Genomic DNA, 17338 nt, shown 5'->3' on the forward strand with positions numbered 1-17338 from the left:
TTTTTATTTTTATTCGCTCCAAGGAATATTATACAGCATTTGTTTATGGCTTAGAGAAACCTATATCATCAAGATATAAATTTAAGCGTTATGTTTCCTATTCTGGTGTGAATAATCGATTCTTTTGCCATTTTTTTAAAATACCAACTGCATAGGTCCATGCTTTTCCGTTATCAGTGGTTTGTTTTAATGCTTGAAGAACGAGTTCATCTCCCATGTTTTTTATCCATTTTATTAATTGTTGATGCACATTATTTGTTGGTTTGTCAAAATGGTTTGTAAAAAATAGAATGGAACCAAATGGTACTACGCGACTATTACTACTAGTAGTAGTTTTGTTTATGTTTTGTTTTGTATTGTTTTGTTTATATAATGTGCCCGCATCTTCCGCCGAAACTTCCGTCACATCTTCATTCACATCTTCATTCACATCTTCCATCACTTCATCTGTCACCATTTCATCCATATCTTCGTTTACATCTTTATTCATCGTAACCTTGTTTTTATCACGTATTAATTCATTTATCATTATTTCGCTTTTCGTATCTGTTGTATTTTCTGAGCAATCTTTGTCGAAAGTATGCTTTGTATCTACTTTTCTTGTAGGAAATTCTTCCTTCCCAGCATCGGCTACATTACTTCTCACACATGAAATCATTTCATATACAGGTGCTTTCGTTCCACGCGACATATAGGTGATAAAACCTTTATCACGCAATTCGGCTCGCGCTCTACTAAAACCACTATCTGACAGTCCTGATATATAACAAAGTACCGCTTGTGCGACAGTAAATTGTTTCACCCAGTCTGTTAGGTTATTGATATGTAACAATGTATGCCATAGGGACACGGCTCCAAATGATAATGGCTCTGTTTCCATTTTTATATAAAATGCATTTATTTCCTTAATATAATTCATCGCTTATCATCTCCTACAATCATTTTCTTTATTATAAAAATTTTATAGAAATAAAACGAGACACAAAATTTTTAAAAACCTCTTCAAAACAACAAAACCTCATAATGAAAGTGAATTTTTCAATTCAAAAATAGCCTAAAAATCATTTTTAAGGCAAATTCCATAAAAATTGGTCATGTCCGAATAATTGTGTAAATATTAAATGGACCAAGTAACATGAGCGAAAGAAATATACGTAGACTCCTGCGGGAAAAAAGGCCTCGCTTAAGACCCCGCAGAGTGTAACTCGAGGAGGCTCAGCAGCCGCCCGCGGAAAGCGGAGTATATTTCTGTAGCGATAACCATTATAAAGTTATCATTTTACACACAATTCCGGACATAATCTAAAAATTGGACAAATTTTTATAAAACACGCTACCAGAGGGGAGTTTTATTTTTTTTCATAAAAAAATTTTATGGTTTCTGTTTGAGTCATTGGTTTTATCAATGAAGGCTAATTAATACTAAGATCAAAGAAAATTAAAATAAAATGTACAAAAAAACCAACTCATTTAGTCATTAAGTTGGTTTTTTTGATCACATGTTTCTATAATCAATATCCTATTCATATGCTAAACTTACATGTCAAGTCCTTTTAGTAACTGTAATGCCAATTTTAGTTCTTCCACATCTTGAACAAGGGCAATACGAACGAAACCTTTGCCTTCTGTTCCGAAAGCACTACCTGGAACCATGACAACACCGACTTGTTCAATGGCTTTAAAAGCAAATTCCTTGTCATCTATTTCATAAGGATATTTTGCCCAGATAAACATTCCACCACTTGATGGTGTTACTTCCCAACCTAGTTCAGTTAACCCTTCTGTAAGAATTTGGTGGCGTTCTTTGAATATTTTTCTGAGGCGATCTGTAATTTCCTCCGCATGATTCAATGCGACAATCGCTGCTTCTTGAATTGGTGCGAATATACCATAGTCTAAATTTGACTTGAATTCACGCATAATTCGAATGGCGTCCGCATTTCCAGCGAAATAAGCAACTCTTGCACCTGCTAAAGAAAAACTTTTCGATAAAGAATTAATTTCCAATCCAACTTCCTTTGCTCCTGGTGTGGCTAAAAAGCTAGCAGGGGAATTTTCTGTAAAATAAAATTCAGAATAAGCGGCATCATGTAAAACAATAATTTGGTACTTTTTAGCAAATGAAACAACTTTTTCAAAAAATGCCTTTGTTGGAATAGCCGGAACTGGATTCCCTGGTAAATTTAAAATAAGTAATTTTGCTTGTTCTAAAATATTTTCAGGGATAGCATCCAAGTCAGGTAAAAAATTATTCTCCGCATGTAATGGCATATAGTAGGGGATTGCTCCTGCCAATTTAATTCCAGCATCATACGCAACATATGCAGGATTTGTTGTTAGTACAATGTCATTCTCATTACAAAAAGCTAACGGTAAATGAACTAAGCCCTCTTGTGATCCCATCGTTTGCAGTACTTCTGTTTCTGGATTCAGTGAAACCTTAGAGCGACGTTGATAGTAATTGGAAACAGCTTCATTAAAACGCTTTATTCCACCTAACGTATATCCATACATATCTGCCTTTGCACTTTCTTTTGATAAAGTTTGTCTCACTAAATCAGATGGCGGTATGTCTGGACTACCTAAACTTAAATCGATTATCTTTTCATTTTGTGCTTCCCTTTTAGCGGTTACTGCTTTTAATTTTCCGAAAATAGAAGGTGTAAATACCGACATTTTTTTAGCTGGTTCCATCTTCAAATAAAACATCTCCTATATAATTTTGATTTGTTTTAAGCTAGAATAATTTATTTATATTATATCTATTGATTATTTTGAATTCAAATAACTATTAATACATTGATAATTTATGAAAAAAATATAAGCACGGTAATGAATAGAATTTGATGCAATTATTTTAGGCATCAACTATAGTTTAAACATTGATTAAAAACCGACATTGTTTGGTTAATTTCGCTAATTTTTTTGAAAATTATTGACATGCAATTTAAATTATAGTATATTTTAACTATAATAAAATTCTTTGACGGGAAAAAGTAGGAAAAGAAACTACTCCAAAGAGAGTCAGAATTTGGTGAAAACTGATGTGTAGATCTTATCTGAAAATCATCCCTGAGATGCAAAGCTGAGATGAGGTAAGCTTTGACGGTTTTCCTCCGTTATCTGGAACACGTATGATAGTACGTTGGTTGAGCGCCGAAGGTTTCTTTAAGAAACTTGAGGAATATGGGTGGTAACGCGAGTATAAACTCGTCCCAATTTATGGGACGGGTTTTTTTGTTGCTAGAATAGTTTGAAGATAAAAATATTTAGGCAGGAGGGACCATTTAAGAGATATTTATAACACATATACAAAATCACTGGACTGAATTATCAAAATATTTCATAAAAAGTTAAAGTATCCAAAATCATAATTTGTTAGATTTTACTTTTTGCTAATAATTAGGGGGGATTTACGATGAATAAAAAAAATATCTTATTTTTAGGGTTTATGCTTTTTTCACTATTTTTTGGAGCAGGGAATTTAATATTTCCACCATTTCTTGGGATGGAATCAGGTGATTTCTTTATACCTGCAATGATTGGATTTATTTTAACTGCCGTATTCATGCCATTTCTAGCGGTTATGTCTGTCTCACTATCTAACAATGGTTTATTAGCAATTGGACAGCGTGTTCATCCTGTTTTTGGCCTTATTTTTACCATTGTCATCTATTTATCGATTGGGGCACTTTATGGAATTCCACGTGCATCGAGTGTGGCTTATGAATTAGGTTTTGTCCAAGCATTTCAAGTGGATAATCGATTGTCATTATTCTTATTTACTGTAGTTTTCTTTGGTTTAACATATATACTCAGTATTAATCCGAAGAAAATGATCAATCGAATTGGACAGATTCTCACCCCAGCATTACTAGTTGTATTAGCCGTCTTATTTGTCAAAGCCTTTACAACATTAAATTACACGGGAAAACCAACTGCAGAGAAATTTCAATCCAGTCCATTTTTAGCCGGCTTTTTGGAAGGGTACTATACGATGGATGCCATTGCTGCATTAGCATTTGGAATTGTAATTATTAATGGTTTAAAGTTGACAGGGGTAGGGAAGAAAAAAGATTTAATTCGTGGAACTGCTCTTGCGGGAATAATTGCAGCTGTAGGTCTTACCATTGTATATCTTTCACTTGGCTGGATTGGAAGGGTACTACCAATGGATACACCTGTAGAAAATGGCGCCGAAATACTTGTATTAGCTTCTAAAGGATTATTTGGTTATGGCGGAAGTTTATTATTCGGTACAATTGTAACATTGGCATGCCTAACAACTTGTGTTGGATTAATCAATGCATGTGCTAGTTTCTTCAGTCAAACTTTTTCTAAAATTTCTTATAAAAAATTTGTTCTCATTTTTGTTGTGACTGGATTACTTATTACAAACCTTGGTTTAAACACGATTTTAGCTATTGCAACACCACTGCTTGTCTTTGTATACCCGTTTGCCATCGTGTTAATTATATTATCAATATTTCAACATTTCATTGGCGAAAGTAAGAAAATGTACGTTTTATCAATCTCGGTAACATCTGTTTTTGCTGTATACGATGTTTTACAATTCTTTAACATTGATGTACCAATCATTGATACCGTATTAGGTGTATTTCCATTATTCGAAAATGGTTTGGGCTGGGTAGTGCCGACCTTAGTTGTTGCGATTATTGGTTATTTGTGGGATGACTCTCAAGGAAAGATTTTGCATAAGGAAGCTACAATCGCTTCATGAACACACTGAAAATGGAGTTTTGAAAACGACAATAGTAGAATAAGTGAGGATATAACCTTACTTTTTGGAATACTTTTTAAATACGTAACAACTCTAAACTATCATCTTATGGAATACCAAAGCCAGAGGGGACTGTCCCTCTGGCTTATATTAAAAGAACGGAAAACTTCAGTTTATATGGGATTCCCTAAAATAATTTTTAAAAAATATTATAGTTTTTAGAACCTATTGATTAAGCTTGATGAAAAAACTTAGTAGAATGTCCATTAAAACAAAATGGACGAAGTTTTGACAATGATTTTAGCTTTTTAGAGATATTTACTGCTGCCTTTTCGGTTAGTGATTATTCGGATATTACACTTCGCGATTCCACCTAGATTTTCCTTGTAAAATATTCCCTTTTATAATAATTCAATAACTTCAGAAACTGCACGTTCAGCTGACTGAAGTGCACCTTCAAGATGTCCCCCATGTTCAAAGGAAGTTTCTGTACCAGTAAAAATGATATTCTTTTCCCACACACCTGTAATTGTCGATTGACCATACTTTGGAAATTTGGTAAGTGGGTTAAGGTCATCTTCAACCGCAGTTTCATGATCACTAGACCAATCTTTATATAAAAGAGAAATCGGCTTTTCTGCGGAAGGCCCAAAAAGCCTTGTCAACTGATCAACAACAAGCTTGAGAATTTTTTCCTCCCCCATTTCCTGGCGTATCTTTGCAGGTATCCCGAAGAAACCAAAGAGTGCACCATACCCTGTACTGGGTGATGCATCGTGAATCTTCTGCAAGGGACCACCCCAGCTCATTACTTGGCCGGAAAGTCCATCGTCTCGCCAAAAAGGGCTATTATATATTGCAACCACCTTAGCCTGTCCTGCCATCCATGTAGGCTTATCTACCAAGCTCGCCATAAATTCAGTGGGTAGAGAAGGTGAGAATGTTATCCGTTGTGCCACAATTCGGGGTGGTAGTGCTAAGATAACAGCTTTTGCACGTATAGTTTTCTTTTTCCCATCACCGAGAACCGCTTCAACGGTGGTAGTTCCGTGATCGTTCATTTGAATTGCCGTTACACATGTATTTAATTTAACTGTACTGGGAGGAAGCGAGTCTGCTATAGCGTCAATTAGAGACTGAACACCCCCAACAAGGCGTACTGATTTCTCGACAGCTTCTTCAGGTAGGACGTGTCGCTGTATAGGCTCATTTAGAGATTGCTCCAAAAGTAATGCTCCATTGGTATGCTGTTCGAATGTCTGTAAACCAAGTTCATTAACAAGATGAGAGATAATGGGTTCATGTTGCGGCCAGAACCATGTTGGGCCTAGATCGAACTTTCCGAGGTCAGGTCTGTCTAAGGCCATTTCACTTAAAATTCTACCTCCAATTCGTCCACGCGCCTCCAAAACGTTACAATTGATGCCTTGGGAATATAGTAGAGATGCAGCACGGAGGCCACTTAATCCAGCCCCGACAATTACAATAGGTTCATTCATATATTCACGTCCATTCGTTGTGTTTACTTAAGTTATTTATATTTAGCAAAAAAACAAGCTAGTTTTTCATCTTTTGCATATAAAATAAAGAATACCGAAAATAATGGAGAAAGGGAAGAGATTTGCGTAATGTATGATAGTTAACATTAAGGGAATGCGAAAAAAGATCTAAAATAATTAATAATTTTTCTTCGGAACCCAAACAGTTATTACGCCATTCACGAGCAAAAAGATAAGGTAAGAATAGGTGTTAATAAGGTTAATAAAAAGAGAAAAAGCCCTAATTTCGTGGATATTCCACGGAAACCAAGACTATTTCTAATCCAATGAGCGCCTTTTTACTTAACGTTTCTATTTCACAATAAGAGCCGGGCAATTCACCCTTTTCATTACTTTATGGCTTACACTTCCTAATACCATTTCCTGTAATGTATTAAGTCCTCGACTTCCTATGATGACTAAATCAAATTTCTCTTTGTTCGCATAATCGACAATGGCTGGTCCAGGTTCCCCATGAAGGATTTTTACTTCATACGTTACATTGTGAGATTTTAATTGTTCTTCTAAAGGAAGAAGTTTCTGTCTGCGTGAAAAATCTAATTCTTCTTTTCCTTTCGAATGAAGGATATCACTCTTTGCCTTGGCAAAATCGGCTACATAAACGACTTCAATCAAACAGTTTTGAATCAAAGAAGCAATCTTTATCGCCTCTTTTGCAGCCCGGATTGAGTTCTTTGAACCATCTGCAGCTAATAAAATTTTTTCATACATCTTATCACCTCATAAAATAAATTAATGTGCTGATAATTTGGTATTAGAATGATTGGAAATAGAAAGCTTATCTACAATTTTTTTGCTTGATGCATTTAATCCTTTAATGGTGACTGTATTATTATTTTCTCTATATTTAAGAACTGCTTTGTCTATCGCTCCAACAGCAGAATCATCCCAAATATGAGCATTTGAAAAATCAATGATGATATCTTTATTTTCTACATTGTAGTTAAATGAATCTACAAATTTATCTACAGAAGCAAAAAATAATTGGCCTTCTACCGTAAAAATGGTCTGCTGATTTTCATGATGTTCTTTTACTTGAATATGTGAGATTTTGGCTACAAAGAAAATAGCACTCAAAATAACACCTGCGATAACTCCCTTAGACAAGTCGTTTGTAGCTACAACAATCCCAACAGTTACTAGCATCACTACGGCATCGGTCTTTGGTGCTTTTCTTAAATAGGAGAACGAAGACCAGTCAAATGTTCCAATAGACACCATAATCATGATTCCCACAAGTACTGGCATGGGAATTTGGACTACTAAATCTCCGAGAACAATGATTAAAAACATAAGGAACAATCCTGCAACTAAAGTGGATAGTCGGCCACGTCCTCCTGATTTAACATTAATGACAGATTGTCCAATCATAGCACAACCGGCCATGCCGCCAAAGAAACCAGTAAAAATATTGGCAATCCCTTGCCCTCTAGCTTCTTTATTTTTATTACTTTCTGTTCCTGTCATATCATCTACAATAGATGCTGTCAGCAAAGATTCTAATAAACCGACAATGGCTAAAGCTAACGAATAAGGGAAAATAATCGCTAGTGTCTCGAATGTAAATGGAACATCTGGAATAAAGAATTCCGGCAAAGATTTTGTAATTGTTCCTAAATCTCCCACTGTTCGCAAGTCCATGTTGGCATAAATAGCAATAGCTGTTAAAATAATGATTGCGATTAATGGAGCCGGGATTGTTTTAATAAATCTAGGCATGATATAGACAATTAATAATGTAATGGCAACAAAAACATAAGTCATCGTTGAAATACCAATAAAATGTGGTACCTGAGCCATAAAAATTAATATGGCGAGTGCATTGACGAAACCAATCATAACAGCACGAGGAATGAATTTCATAACCTTGGCCACTTTAAATATACCAAAAAGTACTTGAATCACACCTGTCAAAATAGTAGCCGCTAATAGATAATTCAGTCCATGCTCTTTCACTAAAGGTAACATCAATAATGCCATGGCACCTGTTGCAGCCGAAATCATCCCTGGGCGCCCACCAACAAAAGCGATGATAACAGCGATACAGAAAGAAGCATACAATCCCACCATCGGATCAACCCCAGCAATGATGGAAAAAGCAATCGCTTCGGGGATCAATGCTAATGCGACAACAATCCCCGCAAGGATATCTGCCCTTATATTAGAAAACCATTCCTTTTTTATCCTTCCTTGCACTTTTTAACACCTCTTTTATATATTTTTTTGGCTTTTAACTCTCATAAAAGCCCTGGCCGATATCAATAAAGATTAGTCTATCATCTTATTTCCCAAAATGGAACCCTTTTGGAACTTTTATTTTAAAAAATAAAGAATATGTTATGATAAAAAAGACTTGATTCAAATGGAGTTTTTACTCCACCCGAATCTTATCCGCACTTATTTCGAAGCCTTGGCGTTACTTGACTATCGCCTAAAAAGTGGGAGTATTAGTAACGCCGCGAAGATAAAAGAAAACATTTTTATAGTTGGGGGAGTATCTATGTTACTTGGATATATGAGGCCTTATTATGAAGATAAAGATTGTCAAATTCAATTAAAAAAACTAACACAACTGAATTGCTCTAAAATCATTAAAGAAGAACATTCATCCGCCAAAAAAAGAACCCAGTTAGAATACATACTTGATACTATCCAATCTGACGACAAAATAATTGTTACGAAACTCTTTGTCATAGCCGATTCAACCCGTCATTTAGTAGAATTACTAGAAATTATAGAAACCAAAGGAGCTTATGTACAATCTCTTTTAGAAGGTATTGATACAAGTAAAAAGAATGGATATAACTTTAGTGATATTGTGAAGCACTTGGTGGAATTTCAAAGTGATGTAATAAGTGAAAAGACGAAAAAAGGATTATATGAGGCAAAACAAAAAGGAGTAACTACGGGAAGACCAAGAAAACCTGATGAAAATGTAAAACGTGCCATTAAAATGTACCAAAGTAAGAAATATAGCCTTTCCGAGATAAAGAAAGATACAGGAATCAGCAAATCTACATTATATAGATATCTTGAAAATTAAAATTATCGTCAGACAAGATAATACATAAATTCACTATGAAGGTTTATCCCCCAGGCCAATATTTTGGACTGGGGAGTCTATATCAAGATTTAAGTAAAATGTTTACATTACCTAACCCCGTAAAGTTAGCCTCATATATACCTTCCTCAACAGGAATAGGAGAGATAAATGTCCCAGAAGAAATAACCATTCCTTTTTTTAAGTTTTTGCCTTGTTTTGCAAGCTTTTGTGTTAACCAGGCAACAGATGAGGCAGGATTTTCAAGTACATTCGAAGCAATACCTTCACTGATTTTTTCCCCATTGTAAAATAGCTCCATTTCAATCTTAGCCAAAGCCTCAAATGATGGGGGGGCTACTTCATCTGCTATAACTACTTTTCCCATTACGCCGTTATCACAGAGGAGATCTTGTAAAGTGAAGTTAGGAAACCAATTTTTGTATCGTGAGTCAGGAATCTCAAGACCTGCAGTCAGTTTACTGTGGGCAAGAATTTCTTCCTCGGTTGCTCCCATAGATATATCGTCGGTAAGAATAAACATAATTTCAGGCTCTACAAGCGGTTTGTTCATATTTGTAAGCGAAAGACTATCTGTGCTTTTTAGTAGTGAGGAGGTCGTGATTGTTCCATATGCTGGCTCATTTGTGTTAGCTAGTTTCTGTGTTTCTGGACTTGTCATACTGATTTTATAACCTGCAATCTCTTCGTTGAATAGTGCACATTTTTTCTTGACTAATACATCTTGAATTTTGTAGGAAGTTTGTTCATCTAATGTTATCTCATTTCTGATAAAATCAATTGGAATACCTGTTTTATACGCATTTAGTAATTTATTCACAATCATATCTATTTTATCTGTCACACGCTCACTCTCCCTTTGATTTTACATTTTAGTTTAATTGGTATACCATATTTTGTAAAGTCGGAATAATATAAAATAAAAACATGGATTGCAAATTTGAAAAGATTACATGTCTTTTTGTATGTTCTTTTAAGGAGAAATTATGGATATAAACATCTATATCATTAGACATTGTGAAGCGAATTGTAAAGGTTATAGAAGATATTGTGGCTAGTAATACTGAAAATACAATTATTGTGTACATGGAGGCATTGTATCCCTTGTATTAAATTATTATGATTTAGATTTTGGATTTGAGGAATGGAGGAAAATGAGTAATCCAGATGTGTATCAATTAAAAATATCCCAGAATGAATCTCATTTTAAACGCTTATGGAAAGATTGACACCATAAAAGGGAATTCTCAATAAGGAGAGAAGAGATGTTTAGTTATTATGGAAAACTAAGTACAGAGCTTTATGATTTTACAAAACCGGTCGGTAAATCCATCAATGGTGACATAGAATATTATTTAGAAAGACTAGGAAATATCAATGGGAGATTACTAGAAGCTGGTGTTGGATCAGGTAGGTTTCTCATTCCGCTTTTGGAACAAGGTAATACAGTAGATGGAATAGACTATTCAAAAGAGATGCTAGATTCTTGTAAGAAGCGATGTGAAAAAAGAGGACTGAATCCAAATTTATATGAGGGAGACCTAAGGGATTTTTCTTTTCCAGATAAATATGAAGCGATTGTCATGCCAACTGGTTCTTTTTGTTTAATAGAAAATAGATTGGACTCGATAAAGGTATTAACTAATTTTAAGAATCATTTAGCACCAAAAGGACGTATTATTATTGATTTGTTCATGCCATATGATTTTAAAGTGGGGGAAATTGTAACAGACTCATTTTCGTTACTAAATGGAGAAGGAATTACATTGGAAAGTAAGTCAATCGAAATGGATTGGATAAAGCAAACAACTAAAACATATTTAAAGTATGAAAAGTGGAAAGATGGAAAATTAATCGATACAGAATTACAAGAGTTTGGATTGAGGTGGTATGGGATAGAAGAATTTAAAATGTTATTAGAAAGCATTGGCTTCACTGATATTACAATTTCGGCAGGATATGTATATGGTAAATATCCTTCAAATGCAAATGAAATGATTACATTTGAAGCGGTATTAAAGGAGTAAAAGCAAAACGCTGTAGTAAAATTTAGACTAAAGTATTAGAAAGGTTGTGCTTATGTGGAAAACGAAAAAGCTATTCAAAAGAAACATGGTATCATCAGTTATATTTCTTTACTGATTGGAATTATTTGTTTCTTCATTGTATTTGTAACACCCACAAGAATAGCAAATATTGGGAATTTGGTTGGAGATTATATCACGTTTTTTCTAACTGGTTTAGGTATTTTATTATCAATAATTGGGATAGTGAAGAAAACGGAGAAAAATATTATACCTATTATCTCATTCATTCTTTCATCATCTTTCTTTATATATTGGGTGATCATAATAACTTTATTGTTTACTGGGCAAATTGATTTTGCTCCGTAATGTGTAAATGCTTTCTTTTTGTGGAGAAGCGAACATAATTATAACAATAGAAGGTATGTAAATTCATATATGAACATACATACCTTCTATTTATTTGGTTATGATCTTTTTTTGTTTTTAAGTATATGTTCAAACAATCGGCAATTCAATATGAGAAGGGAACTCCTTGTTATGAAAAATCGTTTGAGTAGCTGTCTGTGTTTGTTTCGTGTTTTTTAATGTTGTCCCCGTATTTGGATTGACATCAAAACGAGGGTGATTACTAGAAGCGATTTCTACACGTATGGCATGTCCTGATAAAAAGACATTACTTGTTGCCCATAAATCTATTTCATAACAGATAATCTCTTCGTTTAACTCTTTTTCTTCCTTAGTACCATTACGATATTTAGCACGTACAATTCCATCCGTAAGATTATAAGCAGTTTGATCTGGATGAACATCAATGAGTTTTGCTGTAAAGTCTGTATCTTTCGCATCGCTTTTTGCCCATAGTTTTACTTTAATCGGTCCTGTTACTTCCAGTGGCTCTGTCAGTGGCGCGCTGGTATAGACAAGTACATCTTCTCTTTCCTCTACGTAACGTTGATCACGTGGTCCAGATGTATGAACTCCGTGATATAATGTTTGTCCACCTTGGGTTGGAACGGGATGATCTGGATTATGAATAAATGTATCTTCCGGTTCATTGTTTGGAGCCTCTGTACTCAAAGAGCCATCTCCAAAACGGGAGTTAGCATTACCATTACTATGAAAATAATAAGGAACATAAGAGGTACGTGCTAATGGCCATTCATATTCATCACGCCATTCATTGATTCCCATAACAAATATTTTTATGGGTGCTTCTTGCTTGATACCTGTTTCCTTTTCTTTTAACCAGTAGTCAAACCAACGTATGTGAAGTGTTGTAAGGTCTTCTTTTCCAGCTAAAAAGTCTTCAGAAGCATGGTTGCCGAAATAACGATCCCCAGCGGTCGAACTGAAATCTCCATGTGTCCACGGTCCTATCATTAACTTTTGTACTTGATTTGTTTTTTGATTCATATATTGAAAGTTCTCTATCGTTGACTTTAGGAAATTATCATACCAGCCAGCAAGATGATAGGCGGGTATATTGATGTTTTGATAGTGTTTCGTGATACTTGTTTCATCCCATTCTTTATCATCTGGATAAAGTGACAAGTGTTTAAAAAAGTAATCTGCCACACTGAATTCCTCAAGTACTTTCCAATTTAGAACAGGTACTTCACGAAATGATTTATCGATGTGATTCATTTCAGTAAGCCATTGTTGTAATTTATCTTCGTATGTTCTTTGGGTAGTATATTTCCGTTTCAATAAATTGGGCACAATGGATTCCAATGTCCATGTTTTTATAGAAGCTACCTTCAAAGCACCATCTTGGTAGATCATATTACGTTGTAAATCATTTAAAGTCATTGCCGGAAAAATTGCTTTTAAATGAGGAGGCCGTTTACGGGCAGCTAACAACTGGGTAAACCCATAATAGGATAGGCCAAACATCCCCACTTTACCTGATGAATAAGGTAAAGTGGCTGCCCATTCAACCGTGTCATACCCATCATGTGCCTCATTTTTAAACGGCTGGAATTCTCCTTCTGATTCAAATCGTCCTCGAACATCTTGAATAATAATGACGTAGCCATGCTGTACTATCCGATTGGTATCTAAATATCGATGGGAATAAAATGGGTCATCTTTGCTATAAGGAAGTCGGGTAAGGAGAATGGGAAAAGAACCTTCTCGATTTGGACGGTATATATCTGCATAAAGTGTTGTTCCATCCCGTACAGTACATGGAACGTTTTTTTCTAAAATGATTTGGTCCATTTCCATACAAATCCCTCCTAATTTATTAGATGAATGGAAGACCTCCTCCTGTGATATTACGTACAAGTAACTTTGAAGGAATTTTCGTAAGAGTTACTTGTCGAATAATTCCTAACATTAAATGGCATTAGATTGCTCGTTGTTTGATTTCTTTCTACCAGGCATAAGACGCTTTTCAAGCCAGCCCATTCCAAGATCAGCAACAACAGCCATTAATGCAGTAGGTATCGCTCCGGCTAATATAATAGCTGTTCCATCTGTGACGTTTGTTCCACGGATAATAATCGCACCCAAACCACCACTACCGATAAACGCACCGATTGTAGCAATACTAATCCCAATCACAAGGGCGGTTCTTAAACCAGCCATGATGACGGAAAGTGCTAGTGGTAGTTCAACCATACGCAATAATTGAAATTTCGTCATACCCATACCACGTCCGGATTCAATCAAAGCCTGATCGACATTGCGTATACCAGTGTATGTGTTACGAATAATAGGTAATAAAGAATATAGAAACAATGCTGCAATGACCGTGTTCGGTCCTAATCCCATCACGAGCATTAAAACAGCAAGCATAGCTAAGGCTGGAATGGTTTGAATAATATTTGTGAAAGAGAAGACCCATTTACTTAAATGAGCATGACGGGCGATAAAAATCCCAACAGGAATAGCTATAATCGCCGCAAATAATACGCCATAAGCAGACATAAGAAAGTGCTTGTAAAACTCTTCCCAAACATATGAATAATTTTGTGCATAGTAATTCCATAATTCAATTAATGTATCCATAAAAGTCACCTCTTTCTACTCATTATCAAAGTAATTGTGTTCTTGTAAAAATTCCTTAGCAACCACAGCTGGTTCTTTCATTTTGACATCCGCTTCATAATTCATCCGTCGCATCGCTTCTTGTTCAATTTTTCCTTCTAATAGTTCGAGAATATCACGTACTTCTGGAAACTTTTTTAAAATATCGTTGCTTGCAACTGGAGAAGCATCATATGGTGGGAAAAATTGTTTATCATCTTCTAAGTTTACTAAATCAAATTCCTCAATTCGTCCGTCTGTTGTATATGCTAAAACAACATCCATTTCTCCACTTTCGACCGCTTTATAGACAAGCCCAATTTGCATCGGGTAGGCTTTTCCGAATTCAAAGCCATATGTTTCAATAAAGCCCTGATAACCATCTCCTGCTCGGTTAAGCCATGCATTATCGACTCCTAATCGTAAGTCAGACGCATATTCTTCAATGTCGGAAACTTTCTCTAAGTTTTTCTCTTCAGCTAAATCGCCCGTTACTGTGAACGCATAAGAGTTTTCAAATCCGTATGGATCAAACCATGTTTGGTCAAATCGCTTATCAAATTCACGCTGTACAATTTTTAACGCCTTATCTGGGTCTGTAACAGGATCCATATTTAATGCACCAGGTAAATCTGTTCCAGTATATCGAGTTGCTGTTATATCAACTTCTCCTTGTTCAAGTGCTTGATGTTGCACGATGGAAGACCCCATATTTCCTATAATTTCTGCTTTGTAATCTGTTTTATGTTCAATTAATTGTTTAATAATGTAGGCAACTGTCATTGATTCTGATGTGTTAAGTGTTCCAATTTTAATCGTGTTTTTAGAAGAACCACCTAATCCAGGCAAGGAACAGCCATTTAAAACAAGTAATGAAACTACTAAAACAATTATTAAATATTTTTTCTGTTTGTGAAACATCGCGTCCCTTCCTCCTTTTTAAATCGTTTCTGTTGCATCTTTAATACCTTCAGGTGTCAATCGTTCTTCTAATCGGCCAAGTAAATAATCAATAACTAGGGCCATAATTGTAGTCGGTATGGCTCCAGCTAATATAAATTCGGTTTTAAATAAATTTAAACCATCAAAAATAAAATCACCAAGTCCTCCAGCTCCAATATACGCTGCAAGTGTCGCCCAACCGATTAAATAAACGGTGGATATGCGTATTCCAGCCATAATGACTGGCATCGCTAAGGGGAGTTCGACCATTCGAATTCTTTCCCACTGTGTCATCCCCATGCCACGTCCTGCATCGAGTAAGCCTTGATCTAGACTGTGAACCCCTGTATATGTATTACGTAAAATAGGGAGTAGGGAATAGAAGAATAGGGCGACTATCGCAGGGACTTTTCCTATTCCTAGTAATGGTATGAAAAAAGCTAATATAGCTAGTGTGGGGAATGTTTGTACAATCCCTACTAATGACATGATTTTGTCGGCCACTTTTGGAACCCGTGTTAAGGCAATGCCAAGTGGAACAGCGACAAGGACACCAAGGAAAATGGATATGAATGAAATGTACAGATGTTCCCATGATTTAAATAGTAGCTGGTCCCCGTATTCAATTAAAAAGGTTTGAAATGCTTCCACGTTATCACTTCCTTTGTGTGGTTAATAGAGTAATTACTGTATTGTTCATTAAAAATGCCTTTCTCTGCTTCTATTTATGTACGATTACGGAATTAGTTCTTGGTCACCCCAAATGGAATCGTAGACAATATTTGCCAAGCTTGCTCTGGTAACAATACCTGTGAGATGTTTTTCTTCATCTACAATAGGAACATAACGCATTCCATTACGTAAAATTTTACGTACGGTGTCACGCAATAAAGTGTTTTGTTCGACTGTATAAAGATTAGTCTCCATTATTTGATAAACAGAACTCTGTTTTTTTCTGTTCTCTTCAATCATTTCGATATCAATAAATCCTTTAAGAATATTATCGTTATCGACAACTAAAAGGGAATCGACTTTTTTATCTCTCATCATTTTAATTGCTTGTGATAAGGATTCATCCTCTGTAATGGAAACTGGATTTTTATTCATAATTTGTTTCACTGTTTGTAGATTAGGGCGTGATTCCATAATGCGGTGTTTTCCAAGAAATTCTTCAACAAAATCATTTGCTGGTTCACGTAAAATGTCATCTGGTGAACCTACTTGTACAATTTCACCAGCACGCATGATAACGATTCTGTCAGCTAGTTTAATAGCTTCATCCATATCATGTGTAACAAAAACTATAGTTTTACCTAAGGATTGTTGTAAATTTTTAAATTCGTCTTGTAATCCATCCCTTGTAATCGGATCAAGTGCTCCAAAAGGTTCGTCCATTAAAATAAGTGGGGGATCAGCTGCAAGTGCACGTAATACACCGATACGTTGCTGCTGACCACCACTTAATTCATCTGGATAACGCTCTAGGTAACTAGGGTCCATATTAACTAGTTTAAGTAATTCTTCGGCACGTTTACGTCGTTTTTCTAGTGGCCAATTTAATAGTTTTGGTACAAGGGCAATATTTTCCGCAATTGTCATATGAGGAAATAACCCAATCTGTTGAATAACATAGCCAATAGAGCGACGTAGTTCTACAACATTTTTATCGCGAATATTTTCACCTTCTATGTAGATATCACCCTCGGTTGTTTCAATGAGACGATTAATTAATTTCATAGTTGTCGTTTTGCCACAACCACTGGGACCAATAAAAGCAATAAATTCACCTTTTTTTATATGTAAATTGATGTTGTTTACTGCCTTCTTTCCGCCTTCATATACTTTTGATACATTTTTAATTTTTAGCAAAAAAAAACCTCCTTCATAGTTTTCAATTTATGTTTTGCTTGTAATGATAATACCGATTGTGCTTTTGCGTGCATGAATATATGGATAACTAGATCCTGGAACGGCTTTC

At 35.3% G+C, this 17338-nt stretch carries 15 protein-coding genes and 1 other annotated feature; of the genes, 4 read left to right on the forward strand and 11 right to left on the reverse strand.

Translation table 11 applies throughout. The features are described 5' to 3' along the window. Positions 1-97 precede the first annotated feature (97 nt). Together FHP05_RS00235 and FHP05_RS00240 are read right to left on the reverse strand one after the other, a co-directional pair. On the reverse strand, positions 98-919 hold the full coding sequence (locus FHP05_RS00235) for a DnaD domain protein (RefSeq protein ID WP_147664943.1): 822 nt from the start codon (positions 917-919) through the stop codon (positions 98-100). Between the two features lie 617 nt (positions 920-1536). Then, a complete protein-coding gene (locus FHP05_RS00240; RefSeq protein ID WP_147664945.1) occupies positions 1537-2700 on the reverse strand; it encodes an aminotransferase class I/II-fold pyridoxal phosphate-dependent enzyme in 1164 nt (387 codons plus the stop codon). Between the two features lie 274 nt (positions 2701-2974). Then, positions 2975-3221: a binding site (T-box leader), on the forward strand. Between the two features lie 197 nt (positions 3222-3418). On the opposite strand from FHP05_RS00240, the gene brnQ reads away from it, so the two are divergent. Next, entirely contained in the window at positions 3419-4741 is a 1323-nt protein-coding gene (brnQ, locus tag FHP05_RS00245) for a branched-chain amino acid transport system II carrier protein (RefSeq protein WP_147664947.1), read from the forward strand. A gap of 401 nt (positions 4742-5142) precedes the next feature. Here the strand turns inward: brnQ and FHP05_RS00250 are convergent, their stop codons facing one another. The 3 genes from FHP05_RS00250 to FHP05_RS00260 form a co-directional block, all read right to left on the reverse strand. Then, on the reverse strand, positions 5143-6240 hold the full coding sequence (locus FHP05_RS00250) for a flavin monoamine oxidase family protein (protein ID WP_147664949.1): 1098 nt from the start codon (positions 6238-6240) through the stop codon (positions 5143-5145). 351 nt (positions 6241-6591) lie between these two features. Next, complete coding sequence (locus FHP05_RS00255) at positions 6592-7011, reverse strand: universal stress protein (RefSeq protein ID WP_147664951.1); 420 nt, start codon at positions 7009-7011, stop codon at positions 6592-6594. A 21-nt stretch (positions 7012-7032) separates the two neighbouring features. Further along, entirely contained in the window at positions 7033-8496 is a 1464-nt protein-coding gene (locus FHP05_RS00260) for a SulP family inorganic anion transporter (RefSeq protein WP_147664953.1), read from the reverse strand. Between the two features lie 304 nt (positions 8497-8800). Between FHP05_RS00260 and FHP05_RS00265 the strand changes: the two genes are divergently transcribed. Continuing rightward, positions 8801-9343 (forward strand): recombinase family protein, encoded by a 543-nt coding sequence (locus FHP05_RS00265; protein WP_147664955.1) that lies wholly within the window; start codon positions 8801-8803, stop codon positions 9341-9343. An 82-nt stretch (positions 9344-9425) separates the two neighbouring features. On the opposite strand, the gene FHP05_RS00270 is transcribed toward FHP05_RS00265, so the two are convergent. Further along, positions 9426-10205, reverse strand: a complete 780-nt coding sequence (locus FHP05_RS00270; protein WP_230973896.1) for a 2-keto-4-pentenoate hydratase — start codon at positions 10203-10205, stop codon at positions 9426-9428. A gap of 421 nt (positions 10206-10626) precedes the next feature. Here FHP05_RS00270 and FHP05_RS00275 point away from each other — a divergent pair, with 421 nt between their 5' ends. Both FHP05_RS00275 and FHP05_RS00280 read left to right on the forward strand, forming a co-directional pair. Further along, positions 10627-11388, forward strand: a complete 762-nt coding sequence (locus FHP05_RS00275; protein WP_147664957.1) for a class I SAM-dependent methyltransferase — start codon at positions 10627-10629, stop codon at positions 11386-11388. A 54-nt stretch (positions 11389-11442) separates the two neighbouring features. Next, a complete protein-coding gene (locus FHP05_RS00280; RefSeq protein ID WP_147664959.1) occupies positions 11443-11754 on the forward strand; it encodes a hypothetical protein in 312 nt (103 codons plus the stop codon). Positions 11755-11883: 129 nt separating this feature from the next. On the opposite strand, the gene FHP05_RS00285 is transcribed toward FHP05_RS00280, so the two are convergent. From FHP05_RS00285 to FHP05_RS00305, 5 genes are all read right to left on the reverse strand, one after another. Next, positions 11884-13614, reverse strand: a complete 1731-nt coding sequence (locus FHP05_RS00285; RefSeq protein WP_147664961.1) for a CocE/NonD family hydrolase — start codon at positions 13612-13614, stop codon at positions 11884-11886. Between the two features lie 111 nt (positions 13615-13725). After that, positions 13726-14400, reverse strand: a complete 675-nt coding sequence (locus tag FHP05_RS00290) for an ABC transporter permease (RefSeq protein ID WP_147664963.1) — start codon at positions 14398-14400, stop codon at positions 13726-13728. A gap of 15 nt (positions 14401-14415) precedes the next feature. After that, on the reverse strand, positions 14416-15339 hold the full coding sequence (locus FHP05_RS00295) for an osmoprotectant ABC transporter substrate-binding protein (RefSeq protein WP_147664965.1): 924 nt from the start codon (positions 15337-15339) through the stop codon (positions 14416-14418). Between the two features lie 18 nt (positions 15340-15357). Further along, the gene (locus FHP05_RS00300) at positions 15358-16011 is read right to left on the reverse strand and encodes an ABC transporter permease (RefSeq protein WP_147664967.1); all 654 of its coding nucleotides are present in this window, start codon (positions 16009-16011) and stop codon (positions 15358-15360) included. A gap of 84 nt (positions 16012-16095) precedes the next feature. Continuing rightward, positions 16096-17229, reverse strand: coding sequence for a betaine/proline/choline family ABC transporter ATP-binding protein (locus tag FHP05_RS00305; RefSeq protein WP_147664969.1), 1134 nt, complete (start codon positions 17227-17229; stop codon positions 16096-16098). Between the last annotated feature and the right edge of the window lie 109 nt (positions 17230-17338).

This window comes from Cerasibacillus terrae (genome assembly GCF_008039555.1).
Taxonomy (GTDB): Bacteria; Bacillota; Bacilli; order Bacillales; family Amphibacillaceae; genus Cerasibacillus; species Cerasibacillus terrae.

Bases quoted from the DNA above. Each gene is read 5' to 3' on its own strand.
- FHP05_RS00235 (WP_147664943.1), bottom strand. From the start codon at position 919: ATGAATTATATTAAGGAAATAAATGCATTTTATATAAAAATGGAAACA.
- brnQ (WP_147664947.1), top strand. From the start codon at position 3,419: ATGAATAAAAAAAATATCTTATTTTTAGGGTTTATGCTTTTTTCACTA.
- FHP05_RS00250 (WP_147664949.1), bottom strand. From the start codon at position 6,240: ATGAATGAACCTATTGTAATTGTCGGGGCTGGATTAAGTGGCCTCCGT.
- FHP05_RS00255 (WP_147664951.1), bottom strand. From the start codon at position 7,011: ATGTATGAAAAAATTTTATTAGCTGCAGATGGTTCAAAGAACTCAATC.
- FHP05_RS00265 (WP_147664955.1), top strand. From the start codon at position 8,801: ATGTTACTTGGATATATGAGGCCTTATTATGAAGATAAAGATTGTCAA.
- FHP05_RS00275 (WP_147664957.1), top strand. From the start codon at position 10,627: ATGTTTAGTTATTATGGAAAACTAAGTACAGAGCTTTATGATTTTACA.
- FHP05_RS00285 (WP_147664961.1), bottom strand. From the start codon at position 13,614: ATGGAAATGGACCAAATCATTTTAGAAAAAAACGTTCCATGTACTGTA.
- FHP05_RS00290 (WP_147664963.1), bottom strand. From the start codon at position 14,400: ATGGATACATTAATTGAATTATGGAATTACTATGCACAAAATTATTCA.
- FHP05_RS00295 (WP_147664965.1), bottom strand. From the start codon at position 15,339: ATGTTTCACAAACAGAAAAAATATTTAATAATTGTTTTAGTAGTTTCA.